General features: G+C 57.2%; 14 protein-coding genes and 1 tRNA gene. 4 read left to right on the forward strand and 11 right to left on the reverse strand.

Annotated elements, in window-relative coordinates; all coding sequences use genetic code 11:
- Positions 1-112: 112 nt before the first annotated feature.
- Positions 113-559, forward strand: a complete 447-nt coding sequence (locus tag ABNH10_RS16310) for an accessory factor UbiK family protein (protein ID WP_502877144.1) — start codon at positions 113-115, stop codon at positions 557-559.
- 168 nt (positions 560-727) lie between these two features.
- Positions 728-2,224, forward strand: a complete 1,497-nt coding sequence (locus ABNH10_RS15975) for a YifB family Mg chelatase-like AAA ATPase (protein WP_349386846.1) — start codon at positions 728-730, stop codon at positions 2,222-2,224.
- 113 nt (positions 2,225-2,337) lie between these two features.
- Here the strand turns inward: ABNH10_RS15975 and ABNH10_RS15980 are convergent, their stop codons facing one another.
- The 5 genes from ABNH10_RS15980 to ABNH10_RS16000 all read right to left on the reverse strand — a co-directional run bounded on the left by ABNH10_RS15980 (position 2,338) and on the right by ABNH10_RS16000 (position 7,408).
- Positions 2,338-3,537 carry an acyl-CoA dehydrogenase family protein gene (locus ABNH10_RS15980; protein ID WP_349386847.1) on the reverse strand — a complete coding sequence of 400 codons (1,200 nt, stop codon included), beginning with the start codon at positions 3,535-3,537 and terminating at the stop codon, positions 2,338-2,340.
- A 79-nt stretch (positions 3,538-3,616) separates the two neighbouring features.
- Positions 3,617-4,372, reverse strand: coding sequence for an SDR family NAD(P)-dependent oxidoreductase (locus ABNH10_RS15985; RefSeq protein WP_349386848.1), 756 nt, complete (start codon positions 4,370-4,372; stop codon positions 3,617-3,619).
- A gap of 65 nt (positions 4,373-4,437) precedes the next feature.
- Entirely contained in the window at positions 4,438-4,926 is a 489-nt protein-coding gene (locus ABNH10_RS15990) for an NUDIX hydrolase (RefSeq protein ID WP_349386849.1), read from the reverse strand.
- A gap of 215 nt (positions 4,927-5,141) precedes the next feature.
- Positions 5,142-6,188 (reverse strand): AraC family transcriptional regulator, encoded by a 1,047-nt coding sequence (locus ABNH10_RS15995; RefSeq protein ID WP_349386850.1) that lies wholly within the window; start codon positions 6,186-6,188, stop codon positions 5,142-5,144.
- A gap of 530 nt (positions 6,189-6,718) precedes the next feature.
- Positions 6,719-7,408 (reverse strand): pseudouridine synthase, encoded by a 690-nt coding sequence (locus ABNH10_RS16000; RefSeq protein ID WP_349386851.1) that lies wholly within the window; start codon positions 7,406-7,408, stop codon positions 6,719-6,721.
- Between the two features lie 110 nt (positions 7,409-7,518).
- On the opposite strand from ABNH10_RS16000, the gene rep reads away from it, so the two are divergent.
- Positions 7,519-9,540 carry a DNA helicase Rep gene (gene rep / locus ABNH10_RS16005; protein WP_349386852.1) on the forward strand — a complete coding sequence of 674 codons (2,022 nt, stop codon included), beginning with the start codon at positions 7,519-7,521 and terminating at the stop codon, positions 9,538-9,540.
- Positions 9,541-9,647: 107 nt separating this feature from the next.
- On the opposite strand, the gene ABNH10_RS16010 is transcribed toward rep, so the two are convergent.
- From ABNH10_RS16010 to ABNH10_RS16035, 6 genes are all read right to left on the reverse strand, one after another.
- Positions 9,648-10,010, reverse strand: coding sequence for a c-type cytochrome (locus tag ABNH10_RS16010; RefSeq protein WP_349386853.1), 363 nt, complete (start codon positions 10,008-10,010; stop codon positions 9,648-9,650).
- Between the two features lie 2 nt (positions 10,011-10,012).
- The gene (locus tag ABNH10_RS16015) at positions 10,013-10,471 is read right to left on the reverse strand and encodes a c-type cytochrome (RefSeq protein ID WP_349386860.1); all 459 of its coding nucleotides are present in this window, start codon (positions 10,469-10,471) and stop codon (positions 10,013-10,015) included.
- A 269-nt stretch (positions 10,472-10,740) separates the two neighbouring features.
- Positions 10,741-13,335 (reverse strand): CHASE2 domain-containing protein, encoded by a 2,595-nt coding sequence (locus ABNH10_RS16020; RefSeq protein WP_349386854.1) that lies wholly within the window; start codon positions 13,333-13,335, stop codon positions 10,741-10,743.
- On the reverse strand, positions 13,320-13,829 hold the full coding sequence (locus tag ABNH10_RS16025) for a LysM peptidoglycan-binding domain-containing protein (RefSeq protein ID WP_349386855.1): 510 nt from the start codon (positions 13,827-13,829) through the stop codon (positions 13,320-13,322). The genes ABNH10_RS16020 and ABNH10_RS16025 overlap by 16 nt, the downstream gene beginning before the upstream one ends.
- A gap of 10 nt (positions 13,830-13,839) precedes the next feature.
- The gene (locus ABNH10_RS16030) at positions 13,840-14,529 is read right to left on the reverse strand and encodes a response regulator transcription factor (RefSeq protein WP_349386856.1); all 690 of its coding nucleotides are present in this window, start codon (positions 14,527-14,529) and stop codon (positions 13,840-13,842) included.
- A 167-nt stretch (positions 14,530-14,696) separates the two neighbouring features.
- Positions 14,697-15,026: a DMT family transporter gene (locus tag ABNH10_RS16035; protein WP_349386857.1), complete on the reverse strand. Its 330-nt coding sequence runs from the start codon at positions 15,024-15,026 to the stop codon at positions 14,697-14,699.
- Positions 15,027-15,457: 431 nt separating this feature from the next.
- On the opposite strand from ABNH10_RS16035, the gene ABNH10_RS16040 reads away from it, so the two are divergent.
- Positions 15,458-15,534 (forward strand) — tRNA-Arg (locus ABNH10_RS16040).
- Positions 15,535-15,720 lie beyond the last annotated feature (186 nt).

The raw sequence follows: 15,720 nt of genomic DNA on the forward strand, positions 1-15,720 counted from the left end.
TTTTTCTCCTCAGCTTTCACCGCGTCCGGTGACGTCCGTTTCTCTTCGAGCCCCGTTATGGTTCCCGATCCACAGCTTGCGCGAACGCTCTGACCCAATTAGTGCACGACCCATGCCAGTTTTAGAAAATCATGCTTTATCAGGGATTTACATCGCGGTCTGGATTCATCATCCAGCCCAAGCGCGCCATTATAGCGCACCACAATGGGGCAGGATCCAGGTTGGTGCAGAATATCTGCCTGAGCAACCCGGTGCCTCACCCCCGCACACCGTGCTACCATCCGCGCATCATTACAAGGACGCCGTTGTTATGCCCGATCAGCCCTTCATCGACCGCCTTATGGCCGACATCAGCCGCCGCCTGCCTACTGACCTGGGCGGATTGCGTAGCGAAGTAGAACGCAACGTACGCAGCGTGCTGGCAGAAACCGTCAGCCGGCTGGATCTGATTACCCGTGAAGAGTTCGATATCCAGCAGCAAGTATTGCTGCGCACCCGCGAAAAACTGGAAGCGTTGGAGAAACAGGTAGCCGAACTGGAAAAAGCACCCGACGCCTGAACTGCGGCACCCTTTCGGTGTGGAGGCGTGCCTGCAAGCGCCCCCCGGCTGCAGCCATCGCTTGGTGCGTCCAGCCCTTTTCCTACAGCCAGCATCTACACCAGCCTACAGGCACCCTGACCCCCACCCCGTACACTGCTTCACAACCCATTGAATTTGTGAGGTATCGTGACGCATGCGCTGCTATACAGCCGGGCACCGGTAGGTATTGAGGCCCGCACCGTGCGGGTGGAAACCCACCTGGCGCCGGGTTTGCCGGCATTTACTATTGTCGGATTGGGCGATACCGCAGTACGCGAGAGCCGCGACCGGGTGCGCTCTGCGCTGGTTAACAGCGGCTTCGATTTTCCCCAGCGGCGCATCACCGTAAGCTTGGCACCGGCGGATTTACCCAAGGACGGCGGTCGCTTCGACCTGCCCATCGCACTGGGTATATTGCTGGCCAGCGGCCAATTGGGTCGCATCGACACAGACCCATTCGAATTTATTGGCGAGCTGTCCCTGAACGGTTCCCTTAGCCCGGTCCCGGCCATGCTTCCCTGTGCCCTGGCTTGCCAATCCACCGGCCGCACTCTGATCGTCCCCCGTGACAACGCTGACGAAGCGGCCCTCGCCGGGGCCGGCACCATCGCCGCCGACCAACTCGCACACGTTGCTGCTCACCTGGCCGGGCAAACGCCGTTGCCGCTGCACCACTGTGACGCGCCACTGGCTGGGGTCTATCAAGGTGGCTGCCTCTCGGAGATCCGCGGCCAAGCCCACGCTAAACGGGTGCTGGAGATTGCCGCAGCTGGCGGACATTCCATGTTGCTCTGCGGACCGCCTGGTGCCGGCAAGAGCATGCTGGCATCCCGCTTACCCGGGCTGGTGCCGCCACTGAACCCGAACCAGGCACTGGAAGTGGCCGCGATTTACTCTCTACGCCAGCCTCGCGACAGCAGCCTGTTTCATCAACGGCCTTACCGGGCCCCGCACCACACCGCGTCGGCAACCGCACTAGTGGGCGGCGGCAGCTACCCGCGACCAGGGGAAATCTCCTTGGCCCACCACGGCATTCTGTTTCTGGATGAATTACCGGAATTCGACCGACGGGTATTGGAGGTCTTGCGCGAACCGCTGGAAACCGGTGAAGTCAGCATTGCCCGCGCCGCCCAGCAGCTCACCTTCCCGGCTCGCTTCCAGCTGATTGCGGCGATGAACCCATGCCCCTGTGGTTATTTGGGTGATCCTGAAAAAAGTTGTGGCTACCGCTGTGAAAAAGCCAAACGCTATCAGAGCAAACTGTCCGGCCCGTTGCTGGATCGCATTGATCTGCATCTGGACGTGCCCGCCGTGGATGCCAGCGAACTACTGGGAGATAAGCAGGGGGAGGCCAGCCACACGGTCCGCGAACGGGTTAAGGAAGCTTGGCGCCTGCAATGGTTGCGGCAAAAGCAACTGAACCGAGAACTAAAAAACGACCAGCTGGAGCCTATGCTGCGCTCTCACCGTGATTGGTTGGCCAGCGTCATGCAGCGGCTGGGGTTGTCCGCTCGTGCCCTGCACCGCAGTGCACGGGTGGCGCGAACCATTGCCGACCTGCAGGGTAGCGACAACGTGGAGCGGGACCACCTTCGCGAAGCGCTAAGTTACCGGCAAAACCTTCAGCAAAAACAGAGCTCCTAACGCCCCTTTACGAAACGTCGCTACGGCGCTGACGGCGAAAGCAGAAATTTTCTGCGATGGTTAACCACAACGCCACAACCGCCAGCGACGCGCATAGCAAATACACAGCAGCCCTACACTCGCCACTTAAAGAAATCACGCTTCTCATTCAAATACAGGCGCGACAGCACCATTTTGTGCACTTCGCTAGCGCCATCTACCAGGCGCGCCTGGCGAGCGTAGCGATAGATCCACTCCAGTAACGTATCCTTGGAATAACCGCGGGCTCCACATAATTGAATCGCCGTATCCGCCGCTTTATGTAAGGTGTCCGCCACATGAATTTTTGCCATGGCAATTTCTTTCTTGGCAAAGTCTCCCTGATCCAGCCTCCAGGCCGCTTGCATGGTTAACAGGCGGCCCACTTCGATTTCCTTGGCCACGTCGCCCAGCATCCATTGCACGCCTTCGTGTTCAGCAAGGGTGGTGCCGAAGCTCATGCGGTTTTCTACATAACGGGCCGCTTCTTCCATGCAACGCTTGGCCAACCCCAGCCAGCGCATGCAGTGGGTCAGCCGCGCCGTGCCAAGCCGAATCTGGGTGACTTTCAAACCATCGCCCACGTCCAGTAAACGGTTTTTATCTGGGATGACCAAGCCATCGAATTTCAATTCGCAGTGGCCGCCGTGTTCCTCCGGCCCCATGATGGGAATGCGACGTACCACTTCCCAACCGGGCTGATCCGCATCGAATAAAAACGCAGTAAGCCCCTTGCGTGGGTCATCGCTGGTCTTGGCTATCAGGATAAACGTCTGCGCGCCTTCCGCGCCTGTGATAAACCATTTGCGCCCCTTGATGATCCAGTTATCACCGTCCTTGGTCGCCGAGGTGTAGGTCAACGAAGGGTCTGAACCGCAGCCACCTTCGGGTTCGGTCATGGCAAAAGCGGAGCGTACCTTGCCGTCGATCATCGGCTGCAACCAACGCTCTTTTTGTTCATTATTGAGAATCTTGTTCAGCATAATCATGGTGCCGTCGTCCGGCGGTGCGCAGTTAAACACAACCGGCCCAAACGGGCTGCGGGCGGCCTCTTCATACAGCACCGCCATGCCTGACACGTTCACACCCAGGCCACCGCGTTCTTTCGGTAACTGAAAACCCCACAAGCCCGCAGCTTTGGCTTTGTCGCGCAGAGCATCGACAACACTTTCCTTGAAGTTTTCATGGCCGTCGTAATTGGTCTTGTCGTTTTCTAGCGGCATGATTTCCGCTTCTACAAAGATGGCCACGCGCTGGCGCAAGCTTTCCAGTTCCTGACCCAGGGAAAAATCCATGATCATTCCTTGCTACTGATTGAAAAAAGCGCCGCTTTACCCGCAACGACGGTTGCCCACGGCTAACGGTAAGCGAGCATTAAAGAGTAGTACAAAGGTGGCCACCGTCTACGGCGATGATGGCACCACTCATGTAAGAGGACGCGTCCGAGGCCAGCAATAACAGCGGACCAACCAGTTCATCGATATTGCCCAACCGACGAAAAGGAATACGCTTAAGCATTTTCTCCGCCTGCGGGCTGCTAAAGAAATCGCGATTGATATCGGTTTCCACATACCCAGGACAAATGGCATTGCAGCGAATGTTGTAGCGCGCACAATCTAGCGCCAGGGATTTGGTGAGCTGAACCACCGCTGCCTTGGAGGCGGTATAGGCCGCCACACGGCCACCTACCCGCAAGCCAAGAATGGACGCGATATTCACGATGCTGCCTGGACGCTCATCGCGTTGCCATTGCTGAATGGCAAATTTGGAGACCGCCCAGACGCCTTTCAGATTGGTATCGATCACTCGATCCCACTCACTTTCGGCGATATTCTCGGGGGGGCCTTCGTGGGAGACGCCGGCATTATTCACCACCACATCCAGTGCCGGCATGCAGCCAAAAGCCGCCTCGACGCTAGCGTGATCGCTTACATCCATGGGCACCACGATGGCGTCTCGGCCCAGTTCACGCACGGCCTTGGCGGCATCTTCCAATTTATCTACACGACGAGCGGCCAGGACGAGGTCTGCGCCTTCTTCGGCCAGAGCCCTGGCAAAATGGGCGCCAAAGCCGCTGGAGGCCCCGGTGATGAGAATACGTTTACCGCGCACACTGAATCGCTGAGTCATAAAGCTCTCCCTGTTGATACAAAAAACCTATCCAGCCATACACCGGGCCACAAGGACGAAAACGCTCAGGAGGACGATGACAACAGCAAGGACAGCGCGTGGTGAGTATCCGGAGTGGCACCGGGCAACGCCAGCGCTTCCCCGGCTGGCAGCCACTGTACGGCAACCACTTCGTCACTGAGGGACACAGCCTCAGGGCAGGCTACCGTTGAGGACAGGGCGCCCCAGACTCGGTGGTGAGGATTGGCAAACCAGAACCATTGCCAGCAAGAAAACTGGCGTTGCAGACCCAACTCTTCGTGCAACTCTCGCGACAACCCTTGAGCCACACTTTCATCCGGGCGCATTACCCCACCGGCGGCCAAATCCCAGCCACCGGGATAAAAGTGCTTGTCCGCTGCCCGTTTCTGCACGCATACCCTTCCTGCTAGATCTGTCACCACCACATAGGAAGCACGATGAATCAACCGCTGACGCTGCATGCGCCCACGCTGACAACTGCCTCGGGGGTGGTTATGCCGGGAAACCAGCAGAACGGGTTCGTGATGACTCATGGGTTGTTTTCTTGCTGACACGGACGGGAACACTAGCGCTATGGCGCCGGGATTGCCAGATGAGGAAAGCTCTAAACAACAACTCTGGGCTGCCCCCCATCATGTGGAACGCCGTGCCCACGGCATATCACAAACGATGATGGCGTGGGGCGGGCATGGCTGAGCCTTACTCACCACCCGCTTCGTATTGTTGCTGAAGCTCGCCACTGGAGGCGTTAAGGCTGGAAATGACTCGGTGGGTGGCCGGTCCATTTACGGAAGGCACGGGCAAAGTTGCTGGGGTCCGCGTATCCCAAGCGGCTGGCGACCTGTTGCACGGTAATGTTCGCCTTCAGGTACGCCATGGCTTTAGTCATACGCACTTCCTCCAACAGGGAACGGTAGCTCACACCAAGGGCATTCAAATAACGGCGCAGGGTCCGCGAGGTGACATGAAAATTACCCGCCAGCTGCTCCAGGCTGGGCAACATACCTTCTGCCTGCATCAAGCGTGCATGCACCCGGCTAGCCCAGTCCTGGTCCGCTTCCAGACGCCGAAGCTCTTGTTCGCATTTCTGCGCAGCCATGTGCCGCGATGCCGGGTCGGACAAGGTGAACGGCTCGTTGAGCAAGGAATGCGGCAACCGCAGGGCGGCCACCTCAGCACCAAACTCCACCGGCATCTCCAGCAGCTCGCGGTAGCGGTCTGCATGGGCCGGCGGCGCGTAGGGCAGCTCCAGTACGGCACCGCGGAAACGCTCACCCAGCAGGTAGCGAATCCCCCCCACGACTGCCGCAACCACCACTTCCAGGTAGGTTTCGCGAATATCGCCCAATAGCACACTTTCCAGAAGGCAGAAACGAACCCCCTCGGTAGAGGACTCGATGCGCGGCACACACAAGCGAGTACGAGTCCGGAAATAACGCTCCAGCAAACGCAAAGCATCACCCAGATCCACACTGCTGATAGCTGCATAGCCCAGTAGGCCGTGGGCTGTGAGCGTGAGCTGTTGACCCAACACCAGACCCAACGCCGGGTTGCCGGTCATTTCCCGGGCCCCCACCATCACTTGGCGGAACTGCTCAAAACGCAGTGTCGGTTCCGGGTTATACACAGCCTCTTCGGTGAGCCCCACCTCACGCAGTAAACGCCGGGTGTCCACCCCCACCTCGCTGATCAGTTCGAGCAGATTGCGAACGTAGTTCACCGGCACCGGCGAACGACCAGTGCCCGGATCAAGCTGAATAAAACGATAGCGGTTCATGGAGCCATTATACGCCACTTTTCCACCTGTCCGAAAATGACCGAAAGCTATCTAGCCTTGCAGTTCGCGACAGCCCTTCTCTGTCTCTCTGACAATCCCTTTGCTGTAAATATCCCTATCGCAGATATCCAAGGGCAACGCGAGACAACGGGTTCACCTACTTACACCCACCAGGTTCGGCACCGATAATGCCCGCACCCTTTGTGATGTAGCAACGAAGGGCCTCGGCCGCGCCACCTTCACGGCACGCCCACTGCACGGCCTATACTCCCTGCCCCTGGGCAGCATTATCATCACCCGCATTACGGCCATTATGGTGATGAACCGCCTTGGGGGGGCTACCAGACGCCGTGGGCGTACAACGATGCCCGCAGCCTAGTGGACCCGCTAAACATTGAGCGCCGTGGACGTAATAACGTTGCGTGGGCAGTTGAGATAAAGGCTTGGGACTTGGCGCTAAGAGGCGCCAAGAATAAAAACGCGGGAAGGGATCTCCAACTTTTCGCTTTACCTATCAGTGCACTGCCGGTGCACCAGCAAAAATAACGTCAGATACTCGCGACCTCGTCCTCAGTCAGCGCGCGATATTCCCCCGGCGCCAGGGCAGCATCCAGCTGAATCTCGCCGATCTGTTCCCGGTGCAACCCAAGCACCTTGTTACCACAGGCGGCCAACATGCGTTTAACCTGATGGTAACGCCCTTCCCGAATGGTCAGCAGCAAGCAAGCCTCATCCAACCGTTCCACCTGTGCTGGCAAAGTAGGCTTGTCTTCCCCGCGTAGCAGAACGCCCTCACGCAGCGCCTGCATATCCTTATCATTGACCGGGTACGCACACTGCACCCGGTAACGCTTGCCACAGGCATGGTTGGGAGAGGTAAGCCGATGGGACCACTGCCCATCGGAGGTTAGCAGCACTAGGCCGGTGGTATCCCGGTCCAGCCGGCCAGCCGGATGCACCTGAGTGCGCAGTTCTGGTGGCAGCAAATCCAGCACTGTGCGGTGGCCAGGATCCTCCGTGGAGCAGACCACATCCACAGGCTTGTGGAGCATCAGGTAACGGTGTCCCGGCGGCTGCACCCGCTCACCGTGAACGGTCACCGCCTGATCCGGGCGCAACTGCAAATTGGCTTTGGGCTTGGCCTCCCCCTCCACCGTCACCGCACCACGGCTGATCAGCTGCTTGGCCTCCTTGCGAGTCAGGCCGGCACTGTGGGCAAGAAAATAGTCCAGACGCATGGGCAAAAAACCGTTACCAGTAAAACCGCCATGATAACCGACATAAGGTGCCGCGAGGGCATCACTGGTATCATAGCGGTCCGATTCCCGCCCAGATTTACCGGAGCCCTATGAGCAAGCTTAACCCCCGCCAGCAGGAAGCCGTGGACTACGCGGACGGCCCCCTGTTAGTACTGGCCGGTGCGGGCTCCGGCAAAACCAGCGTGATCACCCGCAAGATCGCTTGGCTGATCCAGGAGCGAGGCATTCCGGCACGCCATATTGCGGCGGTGACCTTTACCAACAAGGCTTCCCGGGAGATGAAAGAGCGGGTGCAACAGCTGGTCAGCCGTGACCTGACCCGGGGACTGATTGTTTCCACCTTCCATAACCTGGGCTTGCGCATCCTCAAATCCGAGTTAAAAGCCTGCGACCTGCGCAACGGTTTCTCCATTCTGGACGGCGCGGACAGTAAGGAAATCCTCAAGGAAATTCTTCGCCAAGGTGAATCGGAACGGGACCTGGATGCGGTGGATGTGATCCACAAACGCATTTCCAGCTGGAAAAACGCCCTGGTGCTACCCGAACAAGCAGTGAGCACTGCCGAAACCGACGAAGACCTGCGCGCAGCCATGGCCTACAGTGGCTATGATCGTATGCTGCGGGTGTGTAATGCGGTGGACTTCGACGACCTGATCCTGATGCCGGCGCGCATGTTCCGCGAGCAGCCACGCATTCTGGAAAAGTGGCGCAACCGTATTCAGTACCTGCTGGTGGATGAATACCAGGATACCAACGGTGCTCAGTATGAAATGGTGAAAATGCTCACCCTGCCGGAGGGCAAATTCACCGTGGTGGGCGATGACGACCAGTCCATCTATGCCTGGCGCGGCGCCCGTCCGGAAAACCTGGCGCAGCTACAGGAAGACTGGCCGACCCTGAAGGTGGTGAAGCTGGAACAGAATTACCGTTCCACCGGGCGCATTCTTAAAGCCGCCAACACTGTCATCGCCAACAATCCCCACGAATTCGAAAAAAGCCTGTGGTCCGATTATGGTTACGGCGAACCGATCCGCTTTTCTGCACTACGCGATGAAGAGGCTGAAACCGAATGGATCGCCAGCGACATCTTTCACCGTCGCCTACAGAAAGGGTTGCAGTGGAAAGACTTTGCCGTACTTTACCGTGGCAATTTCCAATCGCGTATTTTGGAAATGAAACTGCAAAGTCTGTCGATTCCCTACAAGGTATCCGGCGGCAAAAGTTTCTTCTCCCGCAGCGAAATTAAAGACCTGATGTGCTACCTGCGCCTGCTGGTCAATCCGGATGACGACAACGCTTTCCTTCGTATCATCAACACGCCACGCCGGGAAATTGGCCCCGCCACACTGGAAAAACTGGCCACCTGGGCACTCAAGCGCGAGCAGGGTCTGTATCACGTCTGTGATGACTTTGCGCTCAGCGAAGTCATGAATCCGAAAGCCGCCGAGAAGCTGCAAAAGTTCAAGGCCTGGCTGGATGCCAAGCGGCAATTCTGCTTCGGCCAGAACAGCTTGCAGGCGGTACAAGAACTCATCACCGACATGGATTATGAAGGCTGGTTGATGCAGAACGCCTCCAGCCCGCGCATCGGGGAAAAGAACATCGAGAACATCTGGCAACTGGTACGCAGCATTGAGCGCATGCTGGAAAAACAGGAAGACGACGAAGAAGGCGCCAGCGATCTGGAATCGGTGATCAAGAAGCTGGTGCTACTGGACATGCTCGAACAGCAGCAGGAAGAAGACGACTCCGACCGGGTGCAACTGATGACCCTGCACGCCTCCAAGGGTCTGGAATTTCCCCACGTCTACATGATGGGGGTGGAAGAAGAGTTCCTGCCCCACCGCACCAGCATTGAAGAAGACAACATCGTCGAAGAGCGCCGCCTCATGTACGTGGGCATCACCCGCGCCCGAGAAACCCTGGCCATGACCCAGGCGCTAACGCGCAAACAATACGGCGAGCGAATCGACACCACCGCCAGCCGCTTCGTGGATGAAATGCCGCAAGATGACATCGACTATCTGGGCATCGGCATTCAGAAAGATGAAGCCAAAGAAGCGGAAGTGGCCGAAGCCAGCATTGCTAATCTTCGGGCGTTACTGGATTAGGTAACGCGGCACTGACACGGCAACACGAGCACGTTCTTTGCATTGTAAGACAGAAAAATTATTTCGCTTTGTTGCGTGAAGCATGTCACTTGCGAGGTCTCTTATTCTTACTTTGCCCCACTTTTGTGCAGCATATAGATCACGGTGCTGCGAATTTCGTCGTCGCTACAGTCAAAGCAGCCACCGCGAGGCGGCATCGAGTTGAAGCCATTGATGGCTTCCTGAACCAGGGTATCAAAACCGTCTTCTTCGATTTCGTGAGACCAGTAAAGTCGATGCTCCTTGCCTACGCCGGGAGCGCCCAAGGCGCCAGAGCCGTGACAGGTCACACAGTACTGCCGATACAACTGCGCCCCGTCACGCACTGCCGCCTTGGCGGTAGTGGCGTCCGGGGCGCTGTCGTCGGAACAGGCTGCCAGCCCTACGGCTGACAGCACTATTGCGATTAACAACCAACGGTGTCGCTGCAAGGTTATTGGCTCTTGCTAACCATATATTCGATGGCTGCTTTGAGTTCATCGTCAGAACAGTCCATGCACATCCCTTTCGGGGGCATGGCGTTAATACCATTGATGGCATTCTTGAGCATGGTGGCTTCACCTTTGGCGATGTGCGGAGCCCAGGAAGCGGCGTCACCCATTTTCGGGGCGCCAGCAGCACCGGTGCCGTGACAGGCGGCACAGGACGCGTTGTAGACCTGCTCACCGGAACGAGGGCCACTGGCCACTTCTTCCGCCGGAGCAGCCGCGCTACCGCACTCATCGCCTTCCACGCACACAGAACCCACCGGCTTAATGCGCTCTTCGATGGCGCGATCACTAAAGACTGAGCGTTCGCCCAGCGGGTGGGGAGAGATTTCCTTGGTGCTCTTGGCAGCCACGCTACCGGCGGCAAACAGGGTAGCGACCAGTACCAGGCTGGCGGTCAGCATCTTTTTCACGATTACACCTCTAATTCTCTGTGATTCGCCGCGGGAAGCCCTGAACGGCCTCTTAATGGGCGCTGCGGCTGGCGATTATACCCGCTCAAGGCCTAGGGACAAAACGCTTGATGTTACACCGGATACTTAACGCCGGATGCCGGCCCGAGACTCCGCGACTGCAGAGCGGCTTCCATCTCAAAATTGCACCCCTTTCGAGAAATAATACGGCCATTGCAAAAAGCGCTTGGTGGCCCCCTCTGCCTCTTTTCGCAGGAATATCAAGCAAGCTCAATGCGTGGCAACAGCAAAATAAAACGGCTGCCCTCGTTAACCTTACTGTGAACCCTGATTTCGCCGCCATGGCGCTCGGTGACGACCTTGACAAAACGCAGCCCCATACCGGCCCCCCGGGTACGTGCACCACCACTGCTACTGGCTCGGCTAAAGCGATCGAACAACCGCTCCTGGAATTCCAGCGGAATCCCCACACCACGATCACGCACATCGCAGGCTACCCGCTCACCATTCGCATACAGGGTCACGTCTACGGAACTGCCCTCGTGGCTGTATTTCACCGCATTCGTGAGCAAATTGACGACCAGTCGCTCCAGCAACTCGTTGTTACCCAGCACCCAAACGTCCTGATCAGGGTCGTAGGAGAAGCGCAAGGTTATATCGCGCTGTTGAGCCTGAATATTCACTTGATCGATAGCACTTTCGACCACATCAAGCATATCCTGTTCGTTCATTTCCACGGATTCTACCGCTTCTACTCGGGCCAGCTGCAGGAACTGTTCTGCAATATTCAGGTTGCGCTGAGCGTAGTGTTCTACGTTGCTCAGGAAGGCGGGCAGGCTTTCGTGATCGCCGCTGTGGCGCATTTTTTCGGTCAGCGCAAGCACCGACACCATGGGCGAACGCAGATCATGGGAGAGGAAATCCAGCATTTCCGAGCGCGCCCGCATGGCCTGTTTCACGTCGCTGATGTCCTTGAATGAAATGATCATCATCCTGCCCGGATTATCACCTGCATGAACCAGCAGCATATCCAGATATAAGTCAGTCCCCTGCCGATTACGGCATTCAATCTGAGTGCGCCCCTCACCAACCGTCCGACACAGCAGCTCATTCCAGCTATGCTCGCGCAGCTCCAGCTCGCGGTTCAAGTCAGTCACCATTGGCTGGCCAGAGTCCAGAGCACCCACCTCTAGCCCCAGCAAAAAGGCAGCCTGCGGGTTGGCGTAAACAATCACTCCGCAGGCATCTGCAATCACCACCCCCTCGCGGATTTGCGCCAGGGTCACCTGAAAGAAACGGGTTAACGCTTCTTGCCGCTCTTCCTCACGGCGTAATCGCTCGATATGCTTTTCCAGCACCTCATAACGTGGCCCCACATTAGGAGCCTGGGTACGGGTGCGAACCAGCATGGCTCGCACCCAGTAATCATAGGTATCCAGGTCTAGCGCCTGGTTCCAGACCAAATCCAGCTCATAGCGGCGACCTTCGTGGCGGAACCGGTACTGGCGAGCCAATGCGCCTTTCCAGGTGGCCGCCGGCAGGCTATCGCCGCCACGCAGAGGCTTCTCCCCACCCAACAGGCGCCAGGAACGTACCGGCAGCACCTGCTCCAGCATACGTCCCATTTGTGCCAGCGAAGATGGCTGCGTCAGCCGTTGGTTCAGGTCGCTGTATTCTGACAATCGTTCCAACGCATTGCGCATATAGGACAGGGAGTATTCCAATCGCCGCCACGTCCACAGGGGGTAGGCCATGAGGGCCGATGCCATGGCGGCAGTCGGAGGAAACCACAGACGAAGGGAGATCAGTGTGGCCATGCTAACCAGCAAGCACAGCAAAAACACCGCAAAGACCAGCGGCATACTCCAGCGCGGCAATACATAAGGCATCAGCAGTGGCGCTAGCAAAGCCAGCATTACGCCCAACACCAAGGCACTGGAGACTCCCAGATCGCGGATCAGACGGTCAGAGCGCAAGGCATCCAGCAGATTCGCATTGATCTCTACTCCCGCCATCAGCTCGCCGTTGTCGGCCATAGGCGTGGGTAACATATCGCCCAGCCCCGCCCCCGTAGCACCAATCAGCACAATCTTGTCGCGGATTAATTGCTCGGGGATCAGGTTGTCCAGCAGCTCAACGGCGGAAACCTGCGGATAACTGTTGGGGCCACTAACGTAAGGAATATGGCGGTGGTAGCTCCGCACATTGGCCAGCCCGGAAAACGTTTCTTCTTTATCGGCCGGAAACGCCTGCTCGGAAAGAATGCCTTCCTGCACCAGTAAGGTCTGGGTAATATGGGGCCACCACGCCTGACCAATCCCCGAGCGCATATACACAGAACGCGCCACACCATCGGTATCCAGCTCCAAATCCACATGCCCCAACCCAGCCGCGGCACGGGCAAATGGCGAATAGGGCAGCACTTCGATCAACTGGCCACCCGCACGCAGTTGCTCTACATGTACCGGCAGATATACATGCCCATTGGCTGCCATGGCCTGCACCAATGCCAGATCGGAATCTGGATTATTACGGTCAGGTTCGGAGAGTATCAGATCCATAAGCACGGCACGGGCGCCCATGTCCGTTAGCTGATTAATCAGCTGGGCATGGACCTTCCTGTCCCAGGGCCACCGGCCAATTTCACGCAAGCTGTACTCATCGATCCCGACAATCACCACGTCTTGGGAGGGTTTATCCGGAAGGGTTTGCAGCAAATTGTCGTAGATATAACGATCGACAAAAGAGAGCGCACCGCTGATGGTCAGCAGCGCGCACAGCCCCACCACCAAGCACAGCACCGACACATGCTCTGCCAGATAACGACGTTGATCCGGCCTCAGACGAGCGCGCATGAATTACCGGGCCAGCAGCAACGCGGCGCCCCCCCCGAAAGCCCATAAATGCCAGTGTAATTCTTTTCCTGGCACCGGCTCTTCGGGGCGAACTCTGGCGGCGGGGTGGGGAGTACATTTACTGCCTGCCAGCGCTCTTGCAACGCACTCACTTCCAGAGCAGGCGCATCGATATTGTTTAACTGACGAGGCTCGCTTCCCTTGGCTGGATACAGCATGACTCCATCGGTGATTGCACCGACGGTGTCAGGAATGGGCTTTTTCTTAAGCCTGCTGATAGATAGCTTCAGGGTATCGCCCGGGCGCAGAGAATAGGGGCTGTCGAGACCGTTGTAACGGGACAATTCACCCCAACAGGTTTGCGGCGACTGGGCAAACTGTTGGTAGACTTTCCAGAGAGAATCACCAGGGCCCAAAGTGTATTGCCAATCGTCCTCGGCCCAGGCCGTTGATAGCAGGCAAAGCAGCATTACTGTGCTCAACCAGACCCTCATAGATGTGTCCTTAGTCTTCGATCGGCTCCAGACGATACCCGTGCTGGTACACCGTTTTAATTCGATAGCCCCGTTCAGGGCGAATCTGCAGGCTACGTCGAATCCGGCTGATATGCACGTCAACGGTGCGCGATTCGATCGGGGTCATGATACCCCAGACTTTCTCTAAAAGGTGCGCCCGGCTCATCAGCTTGCCTACATTTTGGAACAAATAGCAGGCCAGCTCGTAGTCTTTGTCTGTCAACTTGATCGCGTCTTCATCCAGCAGGATCTGACGCCGGGACCGGTCCACGGTCCAGGGCCCCACACTCAGGGCAGTTTCTTCATCCATTTCCGATACCCCTGCCCGGCGCCCGAGAGCGCTAATACGGGCCAGCAATTCCGCTTGCTTGGTCGGCTTTACCATATAATCATCCGCCCCTTGGGAGAGTGCACCAACAATGGATGACTCGTCATCACGCTGCGTCGCAAACAACACAGGGGTGCGGTTGCCACTGGCACGCACTTCTTCCAACACAGCGTAACCATTCATGTCCGGCACTTCCCAATCTAGCACCAGAATGTCAAAGGTGTCGCGACGCAACAAGGACATGAACTCACGGCCACTGCCCATGTGGATACAATTATGGCCAGCTTCTTTAAGCCAATGAGTGACTAGCTCTGCTTGAGCCATATCATCTTCGAGATAAGCAATGCGCACGGTTAAACTCCATCTGCTGCAAGCCAACATCTGCTCGCAAAAATATCTGCTCGCAAAGGGTACCGATGTATCAACGAGCTAACGGGAAAAGATTGTAAAATGCCCGAACGCTCGATTCGACACCAAAACAACCGCCACGTCCAATCTTTGCCCCACTCGCACCGCTTTTAGGCGGGACCGCTGGTCAACTTCAGCCCAACAACCCCTACCACGATCAATAGCATGAAAGCGAGCCGTGACGCATTGGCTGGATCCTTGAAAAACACAATGCCGATCAGGGTAATGCCCACCGCGCCCAATCCGGTCCAGATAGCGTATGCCGTGCCCACGGGAATACCCCGCATGGCATAGGACAGCATCAACATGTTCAGGCCGGTAAGCACCAGTGAAGTGCCAATAGAGAGCACCCCGGGGTTTAGCTGAATCCATTTGAGACTCATAGCCCAGGCGATTTCCACAATCACCGCCAGCAGCAACACCACCCAATAGAGATTCATCCTGCTTTCTCCAACACACAGGCCCACCCGCCACATTGGCACAGGACGGGCACGGGCTCGTCGGGAAAACAGTACTGCCGGAAACCCGCAAAGAGACAGCCTGCTCATGTTCAGATACCGGGACGCACTCCCGACGCGCCGATTATAACGATCACACCACAGGATGCACTCAATCCATGGACGAGACCGCCACAACCCGCTATCATTCGCGCCCATTGAACCCCAAGTTCTTCAAGCTTTACGCTCGTAGCCTTCCTTCTTCTGCAAAGAACGGCGGGGCGTAGCCGGAAACAGGGAAGCATGCTTCCCCCGGCGAACCGCGGATTACTGCAGGGCAATTCGTCGGACCGGTGAACGCCGGGAGCGTTAACAGCGCAACGCGCTGTCAGGTGGTGGCGCTACACAACACCCCTATGTGAAGTAAACGTTTTGCGCCCGTAGCTCAGCTGGATAGAGCGTTGCCCTCCGGAGGCAAAGGTCAGAGGTTCGAATCCTCTCGGGCGTACCATATTTTTCAAGGCCTTACGCAATAGCGTAGGGCCTTTTTTATGGTTCATCGCGGATTAAAGTGAAATAGGTATGGGCGGACAGTGCACCGAGTTAAGTTGTTTGTGCGACCAAGCAACACAACAAGGACACTGCCGCCATGCCAGATGCTACGTTTCCGTGGACTGGCTGGGAAGGATTTCTTCCT

The sequence above is a fragment of the Alcanivorax sp. genome, assembly GCF_040119285.1.
In the GTDB taxonomy this organism is placed as follows: Bacteria; Pseudomonadota; Gammaproteobacteria; order Pseudomonadales; family Alcanivoracaceae; genus Alcanivorax.